Origin of the sequence: Anaerotignum lactatifermentans DSM 14214 (assembly GCF_900142265.1) — a bacterium.
Taxonomy (GTDB): domain Bacteria; phylum Bacillota; class Clostridia; order Lachnospirales; family Anaerotignaceae; genus Anaerotignum; species Anaerotignum lactatifermentans.
On sequence record NZ_FRAH01000004.1, the window covers coordinates 77223 to 94059 of the forward strand.

Consider the following 16837-nt stretch of genomic DNA (forward strand, 5'->3'; position numbering starts at 1 on the left):
GCAGTATAAAATGGGCGGAGAAGGATTCGAACCTTCGAAGCTATCGCAACAGATTTACAGTCTGCCCCCTTTGGCCACTCGGGAATCCACCCATGTAGTGTAGTTATTTTTCGTTTATAAAATACCGACCTGACATTGCCTGCAATGTCACGAGGGATTTTATGAAAAATAACGGAACGGTTTTTCTTTCGCCAGAAAGAAAAAACATACCTTGATTTACTTTTTTCTCACCTATTCCCGTTTCCAGAAATAAGAAAAAAGCCGATGATCGGACTCGAACCGATAACCTGCTGATTACAAGTCAGCTGCTCTGCCAATTGAGCCACATCGGCATGTGTTTTGCACTCGAACCGAATGCAAGAATAATATTATCATAACCTTTTCCATTCGTCAAGCACTTTTTTAAAAAAACCGGCAGAAATTTTTTCCTGCCGGCAAAGTTCTTTATCAACCGTATTTTACTGTCAGATTTACATAGGAAATATGTTCCCGCATAGCGGAATATGCTGTCTGATAATCGCCGTTTTTGATGGCTTCCAGAATTTTCCCATGCAGTTCGATGGTCACGTCAATCACTCTTGGATTCTGTGTCAAAGACTCCCGCATAGCAAGGCGGATGCCTTTTTCAAAAGATTCCTTCGCCGCGATCATGGTACTGATCAGCAGTTTATTATGTGTTGCCGCAGAAACCTGCATATGGAACATAGAGTCATAGTCTACAAACAGGTTCACATCATTGCGGTAAGCAATCATTTTCTCATAGCAATGGGTCAGCTGTGCAATATCCTCTGCTGTGGCACGTTTTGCCGCGTAGCTTGCTGTTTCCCCTTCCAGCATATATCTAAATTCCAACAAATCATTCAGGTCGGAATTTTCCACCGTGATGCTAAAAGGCGCAATGTTGACGATATTATCGATTTCATTGACGAATGTACCTGCCTTTGAGCGGCGGATAAAGCCGAAAACTGCCAGTGCTGTATAGGCTTCCCGCAAAGTGCTTCTGCCCACCCCCAGCATCTCGCTGACAATGTTTTCATTTGGCATCATATAGCCCGCAGGGAGCTTTCCTTCTATAATCAATTCTTTTAATCTTTGGAACAGTGTCTGTGAAATATTGTGTTTTCCCAGGTCTTTTTTCAGGTATTCCGCCTGTTCCATCAAATAATCACGCCCCATGCCGCTTCCTCCTTACATTTTCTGTATTTTTATTCATTTTCTCTTTTGTACGTTCCATATTATTTTAGCACCGCTGTCAACTTCCCGCAAGTCTTTCCGCGGACTTTCCCGAAACTTTATACCATTTTCACAAGGGAAACTGCATTTTTAATTAATCTATTTCCTTGGGAAACACATATTCATCCTGAATCTGTTCCAAAGGGATATTTTTGTCCAAAAGGAAGCAGGCTGTTTCCTCATGAATTTCCTTCAGGCGTTCATAATCCTTTGGGCGCACCACCTGATACCGTTCTTCTTCGGGCAGTGTGAGCATCTCATAGACACTGCGCACCACAAAATGATTTTCGTTCTCCGCATTGCGGAACTGGGTCCAAATGGGCACAAAAGAAACTTCCTTCACTTCCGCCGGATTGTCTGCCACCTGTTCCACAGTCAGATGGAGCACAATGGAAGCGTTTCTAGGGGGTGTTGTCTGGGAGGAAATAAAATTCCCCAGAGAATAAATGATGAAGCCGTCATGGACGCCATCGCCATGGTCCACCTGACGGTATTCCATCCGCTGGAGCACATGGGGATGGCTTGCCAGCACAATATCCGCGCCGGCTGCAAACATACTGTCTGCCCATTCCACGAAAATATCATTGGGCACTGTTTCATACTCATTGCCCATATGAGGCAGCACCACCACAACGTCCGCCAATTCCTGGGCTTTTGTGATGTCCGCCATGAGGGTATCGTCAATGTGGTTCACCAGATAATCTTCCGGCACAGGAATGCCATTGGTGCCGTAGGTAGCCGATACAAAGGCAAAATTGATGCCATTGACTTCTTTGGTATAGATGGTGTCCCTTGCCTCCTGAGAAGCGTAGGTGCCCACATGGTCGATATCATAGGCATCCAGCTGGGCAATGGTGCGTTTCAAGCCCGCTTCTCCCGTATCCATGCTATGGTTATTGGCAGTGGTCAGCAGATTGAATCCCGCGTCTTTCACCGCATCCAGAAAGCTGTCCGGCGTATTAAAGCAAGGGAAAGAAGCGTATTCTTTGTCCGGTCCCCCGAAAGTCAATTCCAGATTGCCGATAACGAAGTCATAGCCCTCGAAATACCGCTTCACATCCTGAAAATTATGCATGAAGTCATAAGTTCCCGTTGCCGGGTCATAGGCTTCCTCGTACTGGTAATCATGAACCATGATGTCCCCCACCACAGCCATGGTGACTTCCTTCACCACAGGCTCCGCAGTGCCTGCCTCTGCCGTATATTCCGCCTTTGCCCCGCCGCAGCCGCAGAGCAGGAACGCCGCTGCCAGCAGCATCCACCGTTTTTTCATGACAAAACCCCCTTTACTTCGACAATTTGTATTACAGCCAGTATACTATATTTTTCGCTTTCTCACAGTATTTTTCCCACAAAAAAAGGAGCAGACAGGCTCCCTTTTTTTCTCCCCATCAATCTTTCATTTGTTCCTTGATGGTAGGCGTAATTTTGCCTTTTTTCACCTGATGTCTGGAGAAAAAATACGCCGCCAGACACAAGACCACAGGAATGAGCAAAAACAGGAACGCGCCCAAATCGTGCATATATGCCCCCACAAAAACAGAGATGATCAGCAGCACCGCAGGCAGGATAAGACCTGTCCATTTTGCATTTTTTCTGGTGGCAATGACCCCTTCCATAAACACCACCAACACAAAAAGCGTAAATGTGCAGCCCAGATCATATAAAAAATCTAACATGCTTTTTCTCCTCCTGTTTCATTGGGTTTATAGCTATCATACCACCGCATTTAATTATTTTCAACAAAAAATCTGATTTTCTTTTCATTTCTTTGTTTATTTCTTACATTTTCTTCCAGTTGTCAGGCAAACAAAAAAACTGCCGCCTTTTTATGAAAAAAGCAGCAGTTTTGTGAATTATTTTCACAACCTGTGATATTTAGAATTTTCCGCCGCCACCGCCAAAGTTATGACCGCCGCTGGAAAAGGTAGAGGAGCCGCCTCCCCAAGAATTGTTATTGTTGTCCTCATTTTTGATGATACGTTTTCTGGTGGTGTGAGTGGTCACAAAGGAATCCTGGTTCACACGGAAATTTACACCATTTTCCTTCAGATAGGCTCTGCCGTCGGTGAAGGGTTTCACGTTATTATGCCCTTTGCGCATGAACACCACAGAAACCCCAGCCATAATGAGGGCAAAAATCAGAGAAATGCCCACATAAAGGACGATATTCCGGCTTTCCTGTTCTTTTTGGTATTCAGACTGATAGGCTTCGGGGTTTGCCAGATATTTCTGATATTCCCCGCAGTAATATTCCACATCTGTCAGGAATGTGGACATGGCGTCGTAATACGCCCCTTCGGAAAGGATGGGCTGCACTTCATTCCAGATTTTATCGATGTAATAATCGGTGAAAATACGGATACCTTCACCAGATGTGACCATCTGGGCATCTCTGTCTCCCATGTCGATGATGAACACAATACCGTCTTTTTCCGCGCCATAACCAAAATCCCCATCCAAAAAGAACTGTGCCGCGTACTCTCTGGCTTCCAGACCTTGGGTATCTGTGGTGGTCAAAAACAGCACATCCATCCCATAGGTTTCCCCAATAGCTTCTGCCCGGGAAGTCAGGTCTGCCGCTTCCTCTTGGGTATACAATCCCGCTTCATCGAACACATGGCCTTCCATACGACCAAAAGCTGTCAGGCTGCCCGTGAAACAAAGAATCAGGGTCAACAAACATACCAAACCTGTTTTTCTCATGCCATGACACCTCCAATCAGCCATACCAGCAGAAAGGCAACCACAAATACAATGACGAAGATCAGCAGGAACCAGGTGACGCTGCGACCTGTATCACAGGGCAGTTCCCCGACGATTTTCCCTGTCTGTCCGTTCATGGCAAAGAGATATTTCTTGCCTTTAAAATTGCTTACCAGCATCCACACAGGCAGCAGCAAATATGCCTGATGGTCGGATTTATAGTTTGTGTTGCACTGTACGCTATGTACCACATCATACCGTCTGCCTTCTTCCGAAGCGCGATTTTCGATGCCTCTGGAAACACGATCTTTCATACGTTCAAAGAGGTCTTTTGGCTCATAAGTGTATTTTTCCGCCAGATAGCCGCTGAGGTACCGCATATCAAAGGGTTCCACTTTTGTAAAATCAAAGGGTTCCAGCGCATCCATGAGGGCATCCTCCATATTTTCCGAAGCATCCAGAGGGATATTTTCAAAATCCATGGTCCCTGCCCGATGGATATGGAACAGATCTGTTTTGGTATAATCATAATCCCCATCGCTCCAGATCAGGTGATTTTCCCCAGTTGCGTGGTAATCAAAGTCCGCTTTGCAGTCAAAAAGCCAATAAGGCACATAAACCCCTGTGATTTTCTCCAGACGCTGCTGGGAGGTAAAACCCTTGGGCAGGAGTTTTTTGCCCTTACACAGCTTCAGAAAGGCTTCCTGTGCCTGTTTTTTATCCGTTGCAAAGGGGATCATAGCGGAAGGATGATATTTTCCGCTGAACTGCTGGGGGTTTACGGTAGGATTGCCGCAGAACACGCAGAAAGTAGCCGCTGTTACGTCATCGGTCACGATTTCCGCGCCGCAGTTGGGGCAGCTGTATGCCCGGAGATGTTCCTGATCCTTGCCTTCTGCCACATTTTCCTCACAGGCAAAATCCACGGTTTCCGTCTTGCCACTGTCACCGGAACTGACGGTATAGCCGCTGTTTTCGGTTTTTGCGCCTCGCTGTTCCAATTCCTCTTTGGTATATGATGAATCACAATAATCACAAACCCATTTTCCCTGTCCGCCGTCATAGCGCAGATACGCGCCGCAGCCGGGGCAAAGATAGGTGATGCCTTCTGCCATGATGATTCCCTCCTTTTTTTCATTTGGGTATAAGAGATTTTTTCGACTTTTCTGCCGTTTTTCCTTTTTGGGAAACAAAACAGGGCGGAAATCTGTCTTTCCACCCCGTATCTATTTTTTTGATTCTCTTTTATGCTTCTGTATCTTCAGAAACGGTGATTTCTTCGTTTTCCGCAGCCGCTTCTGCCTCTTTTTCTGCCAGTTCTGCCAATTCTTCTTCCTCGGATTCGATATCGTCCTCAGTGATTTTGGCAATGCCTACCACGCTGACGCCTTCATCCAGATTCATGAGTTTCACGCCCTGTGAAACTCTGCCGATGGTGGAAATATCCGCTCCCCGCAGTCGGATGATAACACCTTCGGAAGTGATGAGCATGACTTCTTCATTTTCTTCCAGCATCAAAACGCCGGTGAGGAGTCCTGTTTTTTCTGTGAGCTGATGGATTTTCACACCCATGCCGCCGCGGTACTGGACTTTAAATTCTTCCGGCACCGTCCGTTTGCCGAAGCCTTTTTCCGTTACGTTGAGGACTTTGGCTGTAGGGCTCATTTTCACAGCGGAAACCAGATAATCCCCTTCTCTCAGGGAGATGGCTTTCACGCCGGTAGCTGTTCTGCCCATGGGACGCACATCTTTTTCGCTGAAACGAATACCCATGCCATTTCTGGTTGCCGCCAGAATTTCATCTTCCCCTTCGGTGGTCATAACGGAAATCAAGCTATCGTCTTCACGCAGGTTGATGGCAATCAAGCCGCCTTTGCGGATATTGCTGTAGCTTGCCATATCTGTTTTCTTGATCAGCCCCTGTTTTGTGAGCATCACCAGATAACGGTCTTCTCTAAATTCCTTCACGGGAATGACCGCTGTGACAGACTCATCCGGCGCGATTTCCAGCAGGTTGACGATAGCCATACCCCTTGCGGTTCTGCCTGCTTCCGGCACTTCGTAGCCTTTCAGACGGTACACTCTGCCATGGTCTGTGAAGAACAGGATGGTGTCGTGAGTGGAGCACAGGAACAGGTCTTTCACGAAGTCCTCATCCCTTGTCTGCATGCCAACGATACCACGTCCGCCACGGTTCTGGCTCTTATAAGTCATGAGCGGTGTCCGTTTTACATAGTTCAGGTTAGACAGCGTAAATACGCATGTTTCCTCGTCAATCAGGTCTTCCACGTCGATTTCGCCGGGGTTTGCCACCAGCTGGGTACGACGGGGGTCTGCGTATTTATTTTTGATATCCTGCATTTCATCGCGGATCACGCCAAGGAGTTTGGCTTCGTCTGCCAGCAGGGATTTATAATAAGCGATTTTTTCCTGCAAATCTTTATATTCCGCGTCGATTTTTTCGTGTTCCAAGCCTTGCAGTCTGCGCAGCTGCATTTCCAGAATGGCCTGTGCCTGAATTTCAGACAGACCAAAGCGTTCCATCAAACGTTCCTTTGCATCATCGTAGCTGGTACGGATGATGCGGATGACTTCGTCGATATTGGAAATGGCAATCCGCAGACCTTCCAGAATATGGGCGCGTTTTTCCGCCTTATCCAGATTGAATTTTGTCCGGCGAGTCACCACTTCTTCCTGATGTTTCAGGTATTCCGCCAGCATCTGCTGGAGATTCAGCACCGCAGGTTTGCCGTTTACCAGAGCAATCATGATGGCGCCGAAGCTTTCCTGCAGCTGGGTATATTTATAAAGCTGATTCAAGATAACGTTCGCGTTTACGTCTTTTTTCAGTTCGATGATGATCTGAATATCATCACCGGCGGAAGCGTCGTACAGGTCGCTGATGCCATCCACACGTTTTTCTTTTACCAGTTCGGCAATCTTTTCAATCAAACGGAGTTTATTGACCATGTAAGGGATTTCCGTTACGACGATTTTTTCTCTGCCGTTGCCCATGGGCTGGATTTCCGCTGTGGAGCGCACAAGGATTTTCCCTCTGCCTGTACGGTATGCAGCACGGATACCACTTTTGCCCAGAATGGTGGCGCCGGTGGGGAAGTCAGGACCTTTGATATATTCCATCAGTTCTTCCACATCGGTTTCTTTGCCATTGATTTTATTATCTATCATGACAGTCAGACCGTCGATGACTTCTCCCAGGTTATGAGGAGGAATATTGGTTGCCATACCAACGGCGATACCGGAGGAACCGTTCACCAGCAGGTTTGGAATCCTTGCAGGCAGAACCACAGGTTCTTTTTCTGTTTCGTCGTAGTTTGGCGCAAAATCTACGGTATCTTTTTCGATGTCCGCCAGCATGGCTGCTGCCACCTTGGACATACGGGCTTCGGTGTAACGGGCTGCCGCTGCGCCGTAGCCGTCAATGGAGCCAAAGTTCCCGTGACCGTCTACCAGCATATAACGCATGGAGAAATTCTGTGCCATACGCACCATTGCCTGATAGATGGAGCTGTCGCCGTGGGGGTGGTATTTACCCATGGTATCACCAGTGATACGGGCGGACTTTTTATAGGGTTTATTGGGCTCCAGATTCATTTCGTTCATGGAGTAGAGAATTCTTCTCTGTACAGGCTTCAGACCGTCACGGACATCGGGCAGTGCTCTGGCTACGATAACGCTCATGGCGTAGTCGATGTAGCACTTTTTCATTTCCTCATTGATGTCTATGGAAACGACCTTATCCATCTCGTTGTTTACTTCACTCATGGTTTCACCTCAATCCCTTTCATCAGAAGTCCATTTCCGCATACTGCGCGTTTTCCTCGATAAATTCCCGTCTGGGTTCCACACTGTCCCCCATGAGCATGCTGAAGATTTCATCTGCCAAAAGGGCGTCGCTGATGTCAACTTTTTTCAAAATACGGTGTTCCACGGCCATGGTGGTGTCTCGGAGCTGGTCATAGTCCATTTCACCCAGACCTTTATACCGCTGTACGTCTTTGATGTTATCTCTGCCGATTTCTTTATACAGTTCTTCCAGCTGGGCATCGTCATAGACGTAATAATGCTTTTTATTCTTCTCTACCCGATACAGAGGGGGCTGTGCGATATATACCTTGCCTTCCTCGATAAGCTGGGGCATATAGCGATAGAAGAATGTCAGAAGCAGTGTACGGATATGGGCGCCGTCCACGTCGGCATCGGTCATGATAACGATTTTATGATAACGGAGTTTTTCAATGTCAAAATCCTCAGAAATGCCGGTACCGAAAGCGGTAATCATATTGCGGATTTCCTCACTGTTGAGGATTCTGTCCAGTCTTGCTTTTTCCACGTTCAAAATTTTACCCCGCAGAGGCAGGATGGCCTGTGTTTTGGGGTCACGGGCCTTGATAGCAGAACCGCCCGCGGAATTCCCTTCGACAATATAGATTTCGCATTCGTAAGGGTCGCGGCTGGTGCAGTCTGTGAGCTTGCCGGGCATACGGGTATTTTCCAGACCGGTTTTGCGGCGGACAAGTTCTCTTGCCTTTCTGGCAGCGTCACGGGCTCTGGAAGCCATCAAACCTTTTTCGATGATGATTTTACCCACTGCCGGGTTTTCTTCCAGGAAATAGGTCAAATATTCGCTCAAAACAGCTTCTACGGCACCTTTTGCCTCGCTGGTGCCCAGTTTTGCCTTTGTCTGGCCTTCAAACTGCGGGTCACCCACTTTGATGCTGACAACGGCGGTCATGCCTTCCCGCACGTCATCACCGGAAAGTTTTTTGTCGGAATCCTTGATGATGCCGATTTTTTTGCCGTAGTCGTTGATGGTCTTGGTCAGACCGGATTTGAAGCCCACCAGATGGGTACCGCCATCGGGGGTGTTGATGTTATTTACGAACGTAAAGATATTTTCTGTGTAGCCGTCGTTATGCTGGAAAGCCACTTCCACCAGCACGCCGTCCTTTTCGCCGCTGGCGTAGAAAATATTGTCATAAAGAGGCTGACGGCTTTTGTTGATATACGCAACAAATTCCTTGATGCCCCCTTCGTAGTGGAAGGAGCGTTCCTGTTCCTTGCCTTCCCGCAGGTCGATAAGGTTGATTTTCAGACCTTTTGTGAGGAAAGCAGTTTCTCTCAGTCGCTGTTTCAGAACATCATAGGTAAACACCGTTTCTTCAAAAATTTCCGGGTCGGGCAGGAAATGAACGAAGGTACCGTGTTTGTCTGTGGTGCCGATTTCATGAACAGGGCAAAGGACATTGCCTCTTTCGTATTTCTGTTCATAGATTTTGCCGTCGGTATAGACGTTGACATAGAGCCATGTGGACAGGGCGTTTACAACGGACGCACCTACACCGTGGAGACCGCCGGATACTTTGTATCCGCCGCCGCCGAATTTACCGCCTGCATGCAGTATGGTGAATACAACCTCCAAAGCGGAAATACCTTTCTGGTGGTGGATGCCTACAGGGATACCACGGCCGTTATCCAATACGGAAATGGAGTTGTCGGGGTGGATGGTAACAGTGATTTCTGTACAGAAGCCTGCCAGGGCTTCGTCCACGGCATTATCCACGATTTCGTATACCAGATGGTGGAGCCCCTTTTCACTGGTGGAGCCGATATACATGCCCGGGCGTTTGCGCACCGCTTCCAGACCTTCTAAGACCTGGATTTGGCTTTCATTATATTCTGCTGACATATTTTCCTCTCCTCACATAATCTTGGCAATTTCCCAGATTTTCAGGAAAAATTGCCCCAAAAAAATCGGATGTTCCTGCATCCGGTAAATCATAGTGGTATTATATCATAAAAATATTGATTTTTCAAGGAAAACAGCCATTTTTATGTATTATTTCCAATGGCTTCTAACCTTAATTATGGATTTTGGGTAAAAAAACAGAAATTCCTTCTGACGCGGACAAACTGTCTTTTCTAACAAAAGAATTTTTGCGGAAAATTTTCCCAGATGTTTTATCACAAATCGAAACATAAAAAATCCCTCTGCCACATGACAGAGAGATCATTTCTTGCCGATTTTTCCGTTTTTCACATAAAACAGGTTTTCCCTGCTCAAATAACTGCGGACAGCATCCTCGATGCCGGTGCAGGTCAAAAATGCCTGCAAGCCTTCAATGCTTTCCATGAGGTATTTCTGCCGCTTGCCGTCCAGTTCCGACAGAACGTCATCCAACAGCAGTACGGGACTTTCTCCCGTTTCCTCCCGAATCAATTCGATTTCCGCAAGTCTGGCAGAAAGGGCCGTTGTCCGCTGCTGCCCCTGAGAGCCGAACTGCTTCACATCTTTTCCGTTGACCAGAAAAAGGATGTCGTCTTTGTGGGGACCTGCGTTGGTAGAGCCGGTGTAAATATCCCGGTCCAAACTCCGCTCCAGCTTCTCCCGCAGACTGCCCCCCTCGCAATTTGGCTTATATTCCGTTTTAAGGCAGTCTTTGCCTCCCGTCAATATTTCATGCCTCTGGGCGGCTATTTCGTCCAGACGGGCTAAAAATTTGGCTCTCACAGCCATGATCCGCTCGCCGCGCTCAATAAGCTGTTCATCCCAGACGAAAAGGGTATCTGCCAAAGCAGGCTTCACTTTGATTTCTTTCAGCAGATTGTTCCGCTGTTTCAGCACGCGATAATACTGCTGAAGGTCATAAAAATACACATTGCTGATCTGGCTCAGCTCCATATCCAAAAACCGCCTGCGTTCCGCCGGACCGTCTTTGATGAGGGACAAATCCTCCGGCGAGAATATGACAGCGTAAAGGGTGCCAAACAATTCCCCCATTTTTTTCACAGGAATGCCGTTGACGGCAATGCCTTTTTTCTCGTCCCGCTTCAGATGCACGTCGATGCGGTCACCCCTGTTTTTCCGCATGACTTCCAGACGGATATGACTTTCTTCCTTCCCAAAGGCAATGAGCTGCTGCTCACTTCTGCCACGGAGAGAACGCCCCAGGGCACAAAAATAAAGGGATTCCAGAAAATTGGTTTTCCCCTGAGCGTTATCGCCGTAAAACAGATTCATGCCTGCCGTAGGCGCAATATGGAGGGGTTCCAGATTGCGGAACCCCTGTAAAGATACTTCTTTAATATACATAAATATGCACCTTTTTATTATAATTATAAATTATGCATAATACCCATGCATAGAGGTTTTGCATTTATGCAACGCGATTGCCTGCCCCATCTTCTGCTATAAAGCCTCTGCCATCATCATAAGGCAAAAAGGGAATCAGAAAAGGATGGTCTGTAATCTCATAGACCTCGCCTGTTTTCACTTTTCGCAGGACTGCTACATTCTCGTCCATGACATACACAAACTGACACCGACCTTCCGGCCCCGGCACATCAAAGACATAATACTTATCCTGAATGCCATAGGCAAAGCGTTCCCAGGAACGGGAAAGCCAGTAACGGTCACCGTTGTACTGCATCTTCACGAAATCCCCATTTCGCCGCTGCTGGAATACTGCCAGATAGGGAAAATCCCATTCTTCCTCCCAGTCACGGTCTTCTTTCTTGTCTCTGCGCAGATAAACAGCAAAGCGGTAGATTTCCCCCTGTTCTTCTGCGTCCTGCACCAGTTCCAGCTGGATTTCCTCCGGCTTTACTTCGTGAAAGGCGGCAATGCTTTCCTGTATTTGCGTCCGGTCATTGCCCAGCAGTTTGGGCTTTCCCAGAAAATATACCAGCCCTGCTGCCAAAAGGAGCACTGCCAGAATCACATATTTTCTCATGGAGCTTCGCCCCCTTTACCACAAAGGATTGCCTTCCGCATCCAGGTATTCCGTATATATATTGTCCCAGTAAGGCAGGAAAGTCAGAAACGCCGGGCGTTCTTCTCCCACTGGATAGGCATTCCCCGCTTCGTCCGTGAGGTAAGCCACATCTTCCCCGGTCACATAAAAGAAATGATAGCGCACTTCTTCCAGAGAAAAGAGATATTCGTCAACCTGGATATCCGGCGGGTCTGGCATAGCGTAGACATGGCTATGACGAGAAAGATTATCCCCTTCATACCATAGAAAATTCCCGTCTGCATCCTGCCGGAACATAACCAACTGGGGATAGTCCTCATTTTCTGCGCTCTCATAAAAGACGCAGCGGTAAACGGTTCCATCCACTTCTCCATCCTCCACGTGTTTCAGATGGATTTCCGCCTTCCGTCCTCTCCCCACGCGGTCAATGGTTTCGCAGATTTCCGCATCGGTGTTTCCCAAAAGAGGGCGATTCTGCCATTTTGTCCAGAAAGTACAGCCAATGACAGCGATGACGAGAAATACCGCGCACAAAATCAAAGGTTTCAGATTGTTTTTTTCCATAGGAACTGCCCCTTTCCTAGAAAAATCAGTCTTCTGCCACAACCTCTACTTTCCCAATGCCTTCGACTTCCACCACATCACCGGGGCGGATTTTTTTACCCCGTTCTGTTGCCATGACCCCATTGACATAGACAACGCCGTCTGCCAGAAATACTTTCACATCAGAGCCCTGATCGATGAGCCCTGCCAGCTTCAGCACCTGCTGGAGTTTGATATACTCTGTATGAATATAGACTTTATCCATGATTTCCACTCCTTTCCGCAAAAAATCATTCTTTCATAAAAACTGCACAGCAGTCAATGCCGCTGCCGCCAGAAGAATCACCACCACAAGGAGCCAGGAACGGCGATTTCCAGCTTGCATCTGTTCCTGTGTCACCTCATGGGTTTTCAGATATTCTTTTCTCGACAGATAGGATGCGATGATCATCACCGCAAAACTTCCCCAAACCAGGAAAGGTCCACCTGCCCCCATCAAATGTTCCGCATTGTTGTTGGATTTGCCCCACAAAAACATCACCAATGCGGCAATCTGCAATATCCGCAATACAATGTACATAAACGAAGCCCCTTTCCGTTTATCTGCAATCCGTTCCGAAAATTACAAAATCCACATGATGATTACAGCGATGACAATCACAGCCATCAGGATGATAGAGCGTTTATTTTCCGCCATGGTCTGTTCTTTTGTCACCGCGCCGCTGTTCTGGCGCACTTTCGCACCCAGATAAGCCGCAACGATCATCACCGCAAAACTTCCCCAAACCAGAATGGGCGCACCATTGCCAACAAGATTCCGTGCGTTATCATTGGCGCTGCCTCACAAAAATACTACCAGTGCCAATATCTGCACAGCACGCATGATCATATACATGTATAAACTCCTTTCAGTCTATGATCATTACTTCTCTTTATTTGATTTTCATCACATACGCAAAGGCAGGATCAGATACTGATAAGCCTTGCCTTCCAGCGGCACGATGGTACAAGGGCTGAGAGATCCGGTGAAACGGATTGCCACTTTTTCATCGTCGATAGCACGCAGTGCTTCAATCAAATAACGAGGATTGAAAGCAATCTGCATTTCATCGCCGTCTGTTTCGTTAGGCACTTCTTCATAAGCGGTGCCCATATCACTTCTTGCAGTGATGACCAATACATTGGGTTTCAGTTCCAGACGCACGGGTGTTTTGCGGTTATCTCTGGAAACCAAAGACGCGCGTTCCAGTGCCTGAATCAATTCATTTGTATCAATGATGATCTTTGTTTTGAAATCTTCTGTAAAGTTATTTTCATAGCTGACATATTCCCCTTCCAGCAGACGGGAAACCATGGTTGCCATGCCCAGATCGAAGAGCACGTGTTTATCTGTAAAATACAGATGCACCTTATCTTCGTCTTCCTGAGAAAGGATTTTTGTCAGTTCTGTCAAAGTTTTGCCGGGAACCACAACGCTCTTTTCTGTAAAGTCATGTTCCAGCGGGCTTTTGCGGAAAGAAATGCGGTAGCCGTCGATGGAAACCACCTGGAGTGCGTTTTCTTTCATTTCGAACAGTTCCCCAGTGAGGATCTGTTTGGTAGATTCCTGAGAAATGGAGAAAATGGTCTGACGGATCAAATTCCGCAGTTCATTCTGTCCCAAAGTATAAGCTTCTTCCTGTACCACATCAGGCAGTGCGGGGAAATCGTCGCCGCTCTGCCCCATGATGGTAAAACGGGAAGTACCGCCAGTGATGGTGATGCTGTTTTTCTCGTCTGTTTCCAGTGTCACCGTATCGCCGTTCAAACGACGGATAATCTCATGAAAGATTTTTGCTTCAATGGCGATTTCGCCTTTTTCCAGCACATCTGCATCAATGGGTGCAGTCTGGATACCCAGTTCCAGATTATTGGCTGTCATGGTGAAGCCTCTCTGGTCTGCTGTCAGCAGAATACATTCCAAAATGGGAAGTGTCGTTCTGGAGGAAACAGCCTTGTTCACGATATTGATGAAGTTCAGCAAGGTTTCTTTGCCGCACATGAGTTTCATTTATACACATCTCCTTTTTGTTCACAGTGCATGGATAGAATAATAGAATTTGGTTCGTAGCAGTAGCAGTAGAGGGTGTGGAAACTGTGGAAAACCCCATTTTTCCTTGAAATCATGGGAAAAACCACCGAGGGACAACCATGTGGAAAAGCCAAGGACAACTCCCCTGCTTATAAACACTTTCCACAGCGGTCTATTTTCCCCTCCATTTATCCACAGCCTGTCCCAAGGAATTTCACAGCCCCATGGGGACAGACTTATCCACAGGTTGCGACTGCCTTTTTTACCGTTCTTTGATCTCTTTTTCCAGTTCCATGATGGTATTTTTCAGTGCTTCGTCATTTTCCATCTGCTTTTCGATTTTGGAAATGCCATGGATGACGGTGGTATGATCTCTGCCGCCGAAGCTTTCGCCGATTTTCGGCAGGGAAATGTCTAATAATTTCCGGCACAGGTACATGGATACCTGTCTGGGAAAGGCGATGTTTTTGGGCTTTTTGTTGCCCTGAATGTCCTCTACGCTGATGTTGTAGCGTCTTGCCACAATCTCCTGAATGAGCTGTGGTGTCAGAGGCGCCTGGGCGTTTTCGCTGTAAACATCCCGCAGGGTTTTTTCTGTGAGCGCCAGTGTGATTTCCTGATTTGTCAGGGTTGCGTAAGCCACGATGCGGGTCAGCGCCCCTTCCAGTTCACGGATGTTGGATACGATATTTTTCGCGATGTAGGCCATGACTTCGTCGGGCACATGGAGGTTGTCACGATCTGCTTTTTTCCGCAGGATGGCAATTCTTGTTTCATAGTCAGGGGGCTGAATATCTGCGATGAGGCCCCATTCGAAACGGCTGCGCAGACGGTCTTCCAGTGTTTTGATTTCCTTGGGCGGACGGTCGGAAGAAATGATGATTTGTTTGTTGGATTCATACAGCGCATTAAATGTATGGAAAAATTCTTCCTGTGTCCCTTCTTTTTTGGAAATAAACTGAATATCGTCGATGAGCAGCACGTCAATGTTCCGGTATTTGTTGCGGAATTCCTCGTTTTTGTTGTTCTGGATGGACAGGATCAGCTCGTTGGTGAAGGTTTCGCTGGTTACGTAAAGCACCTTCGCCGCCGGATTCTTATCCAATATAAAATGGGCAATGGAATGCATCAGGTGGGTTTTGCCCAGACCGGAGTTTCCGTACAAAAATAAAGGGTTATAGGCTTTTGCGGGAGATTCCGCAACGGCAAGGGATGCCGCGTGAGCCATACGGTTGCTGTTGCCCACCACGAAAGAGCTGAATACATATTTGGGATTCAGATTCCGCGCCACATCGCCGCTTTCTTCTTTTTTCACTTCTGCTGTGGTATGGACGGGAGTTTTTTCCCCTTCGGTCAGGATGACGATGTCGTAATTGATGCCCGTCACGTTCTTCAGAGCGCTGCGAATGAGGGTCAGATGACGTTTTTCCAGAATTTCCTTGCATACGTTGTCACTGACCTGCAGCAGAAAACGGCTGCCGTCGATGCCCACAGGCACAATGGGCAGAATCCATGTTTCAAAACCGATGGATGAGGAAATTTCCTGTTCGATGAGCTTCAAAGCCGCGTTCCAAGATTGGTTGATGTCCATAACAATCCTCCTATTACATTTCTTTTTCAAAAATCCGATGCAAAATGCTGTGGATAACCCATTGGTTTGCCCACAGTCCCCTGTTTTTTCCCTGTGTATGGACAACACATTTCGCTTTTTATACACAGCGGTGTGGAAAAACAGTCCTGATGTTTTGCACAATCCCGAAAAAATGGAAATTTCGGTCTTTTGCTGCAAACCATATTTTTTTCATCCGCAGAAAATCCACAGCTCACAAAAGTTATACACAGGGTTATCAACAGCTTGTGGATAACTTTCCGAAACAAGGCGTGGAAATTGTGGAATAGCTGAAAAAAAGGACAAAAATCCTGCCGCTGTCGTCAAAGGGAGCCCCTTTTTTTCAAGTTCCGCCAATGCAGGACGGTTTTTTTCGGCAAATTTTCAGACAAAAAAACAGCTCTCTGTTTCCCTTTTGGTATTCGGTACGTCAAGACAGCTGCCTGCCGCGGAGGCACATCTCATTTTGATTCTGTCTTTCAGTATAACAAAAGTTATCCACAACCGCAATGAAAAAATGGACTGAATTGTGGAAAAGTCAGATTTTCACCAAAAAAACAAATGGCACAACTTGTGATTTTTTTGTCAAAAAAACGGAAAATCACACAAAAACAGCAGTCCGTTTTTTGATAGTCCATATTTTTTCTGTATTTTTTATAAAATCAGAACACAGAGAAAAAATCGGGTTAATTACAATATATAGAACAAAAAGTCCCAAAGAGTTCCAAATGTACTTTTTTTTGGTATGGATTTTCGTACAATTTTTTGTGGAAAATGGAAAAAAAGCCGTAAATTCCCTTTGTAGCGGATATTTTTTTCTTGACGGGGACTTGCTTTTTCACTATAATAGTAGCAGTGCTCGTAAAAAGGGCGTTAAAACCCTGCAAGGACAAAGGAGGT

15 protein-coding genes and 2 tRNA genes are annotated in these 16837 nt (G+C 46.8%); all 17 read right to left on the minus strand.

What is annotated here, in order from left to right:
• Positions 1 to 11 precede the first annotated feature (11 nt).
• The 17 genes from BUB35_RS01380 to dnaA all read right to left on the minus strand — a co-directional run bounded on the left by BUB35_RS01380 (position 12) and on the right by dnaA (position 15919).
• Positions 12 to 92 (minus strand) — tRNA-Tyr (locus BUB35_RS01380).
• A gap of 167 nt (positions 93 to 259) precedes the next feature.
• Positions 260 to 332 (minus strand) — tRNA-Thr (locus BUB35_RS01385).
• Between the two features lie 115 nt (positions 333 to 447).
• Positions 448 to 1176 carry a FadR/GntR family transcriptional regulator gene (locus BUB35_RS01390; protein ID WP_072848299.1) on the minus strand — a complete coding sequence of 243 codons (729 nt, stop codon included), beginning with the start codon at positions 1174 to 1176 and terminating at the stop codon, positions 448 to 450.
• Positions 1177 to 1327: 151 nt separating this feature from the next.
• The gene (locus BUB35_RS01395) at positions 1328 to 2506 is read right to left on the minus strand and encodes a CapA family protein (protein ID WP_072848301.1); all 1179 of its coding nucleotides are present in this window, start codon (positions 2504 to 2506) and stop codon (positions 1328 to 1330) included.
• Positions 2507 to 2624: 118 nt separating this feature from the next.
• Positions 2625 to 2912, minus strand: coding sequence for a hypothetical protein (locus BUB35_RS01400; protein ID WP_072848304.1), 288 nt, complete (start codon positions 2910 to 2912; stop codon positions 2625 to 2627).
• A 199-nt stretch (positions 2913 to 3111) separates the two neighbouring features.
• Positions 3112 to 3939, minus strand: a complete 828-nt coding sequence (locus BUB35_RS01405) for a TPM domain-containing protein (RefSeq protein ID WP_072848306.1) — start codon at positions 3937 to 3939, stop codon at positions 3112 to 3114.
• Positions 3936 to 5054 (minus strand): TFIIB-type zinc ribbon-containing protein, encoded by a 1119-nt coding sequence (locus BUB35_RS01410; protein ID WP_072848308.1) that lies wholly within the window; start codon positions 5052 to 5054, stop codon positions 3936 to 3938. Before BUB35_RS01410 ends, BUB35_RS01405 begins: the two co-directional genes overlap by 4 nt.
• Positions 5055 to 5184: 130 nt before the next feature.
• The gene (gene gyrA / locus BUB35_RS01415) at positions 5185 to 7725 is read right to left on the minus strand and encodes a DNA gyrase subunit A (RefSeq protein WP_072848310.1); all 2541 of its coding nucleotides are present in this window, start codon (positions 7723 to 7725) and stop codon (positions 5185 to 5187) included.
• 22 nt (positions 7726 to 7747) lie between these two features.
• The gene (gene gyrB, locus BUB35_RS01420; RefSeq protein ID WP_072848312.1) at positions 7748 to 9649 is read right to left on the minus strand and encodes a DNA topoisomerase (ATP-hydrolyzing) subunit B; all 1902 of its coding nucleotides are present in this window, start codon (positions 9647 to 9649) and stop codon (positions 7748 to 7750) included.
• Between the two features lie 321 nt (positions 9650 to 9970).
• The gene (gene recF / locus BUB35_RS01425; protein WP_072848314.1) at positions 9971 to 11053 is read right to left on the minus strand and encodes a DNA replication/repair protein RecF; all 1083 of its coding nucleotides are present in this window, start codon (positions 11051 to 11053) and stop codon (positions 9971 to 9973) included.
• A 64-nt stretch (positions 11054 to 11117) separates the two neighbouring features.
• Positions 11118 to 11693: a hypothetical protein gene (locus tag BUB35_RS01430; RefSeq protein WP_072848316.1), complete on the minus strand. Its 576-nt coding sequence runs from the start codon at positions 11691 to 11693 to the stop codon at positions 11118 to 11120.
• A gap of 15 nt (positions 11694 to 11708) precedes the next feature.
• Entirely contained in the window at positions 11709 to 12278 is a 570-nt protein-coding gene (locus tag BUB35_RS01435) for a hypothetical protein (protein WP_072848318.1), read from the minus strand.
• Between the two features lie 25 nt (positions 12279 to 12303).
• On the minus strand, positions 12304 to 12522 hold the full coding sequence (locus BUB35_RS01440; RefSeq protein WP_072848320.1) for an RNA-binding S4 domain-containing protein: 219 nt from the start codon (positions 12520 to 12522) through the stop codon (positions 12304 to 12306).
• 33 nt (positions 12523 to 12555) lie between these two features.
• Complete coding sequence (locus BUB35_RS01445) at positions 12556 to 12837, minus strand: hypothetical protein (protein ID WP_072848322.1); 282 nt, start codon at positions 12835 to 12837, stop codon at positions 12556 to 12558.
• A 42-nt stretch (positions 12838 to 12879) separates the two neighbouring features.
• Positions 12880 to 13026, minus strand: coding sequence for a hypothetical protein (locus tag BUB35_RS18965; RefSeq protein WP_159432844.1), 147 nt, complete (start codon positions 13024 to 13026; stop codon positions 12880 to 12882).
• A gap of 177 nt (positions 13027 to 13203) precedes the next feature.
• Positions 13204 to 14307, minus strand: coding sequence for a DNA polymerase III subunit beta (gene dnaN, locus BUB35_RS01450; RefSeq protein WP_072848324.1), 1104 nt, complete (start codon positions 14305 to 14307; stop codon positions 13204 to 13206).
• Between the two features lie 283 nt (positions 14308 to 14590).
• Complete coding sequence (gene dnaA, locus BUB35_RS01455) at positions 14591 to 15919, minus strand: chromosomal replication initiator protein DnaA (protein ID WP_022253699.1); 1329 nt, start codon at positions 15917 to 15919, stop codon at positions 14591 to 14593.
• Positions 15920 to 16837: the final 918 nt, after the last annotated feature.